Genomic DNA, 805 nt, shown 5'->3' with positions numbered 1-805 from the left:
CTGAAGATCACCGGGACGGGTGAGGCGGCTCAGGATCTCGTTAACGACATGGCCGCGGATGTGGAAACGGCCCTGGAATCGGTTCGTAACTTCGCCACCGAGCTCGGCGCAGCCAAGAACCAGATCGACGCGCAGTCGAAGTTCCTGGGCGTGCTCAGCGAGTCGATGACGAACAGCGTCAGCACGCTCGTCGATGCCGACATGAACGAGGCTTCGACCCGCCTGCAGGCTCTGCAGACGCAGCAGCAGCTCGGCGTGCAGTCGCTCTCGATCGCCAACCAGAACAGCCAGATGATCCTGCGTCTCTTCCAGTAAGAGCCTCTTGATCAGTGAAGGAAGGCCCTGTCTCTCGCGAGGCAGGGCCTTTTTCATTTCGACGGGTGAGTGGAGGAGACTGTTCTCGAGGTTGCGAGAGCGTAGTTTCCTTCTTGTTTATTGTGACGACTGCGCGATTGTTCTTGTCGGTGCGGTGTTGTAAGAAGTTAACGAAAAGTAAATGAGACGATAAATCTCATTAAGTTTAATTTTTATCCTTGACGCGATGAAAGGGTGCGCTTATTGAAAGGTGCATGGACGCGACGAGAAATCGAGACATCGCTCGGGCGCGCTGAGACAGCACTGTGGAGGGCCTTTCGGGCCCGGCATGACGCCACTCCATTTTACCGGTTCAAGCCCGGATGCATGTGAACAGCGGATCGAGCTCTCTCGAGGCATGATGCCACTCCGCTGGGTCGGTTAGATTCCGACATTCCCTGAACCATTCTCATCATTCAAGGAACACGCACATGTCCTCCATTCTCACCAA

Annotated in this window: 1 protein-coding gene; it reads left to right on the top strand. The window is 55.4% G+C overall.

The window, feature by feature from the left end:
• Positions 1–315 (top strand): flagellin (locus AB4097_RS21485; RefSeq protein WP_442043333.1); only part of this gene is annotated, 315 nt, incomplete at its 5' end.
• Between the last annotated feature and the right edge of the window lie 490 nt (positions 316–805).

The sequence above is a fragment of the Microvirga sp. 2MCAF35 genome, assembly GCF_052115545.1.
In the GTDB taxonomy this organism is placed as follows: Bacteria; Pseudomonadota; Alphaproteobacteria; order Rhizobiales; family Beijerinckiaceae; genus Microvirga.
This window is presented reverse-complemented; position numbering and strand designations above follow the sequence as displayed.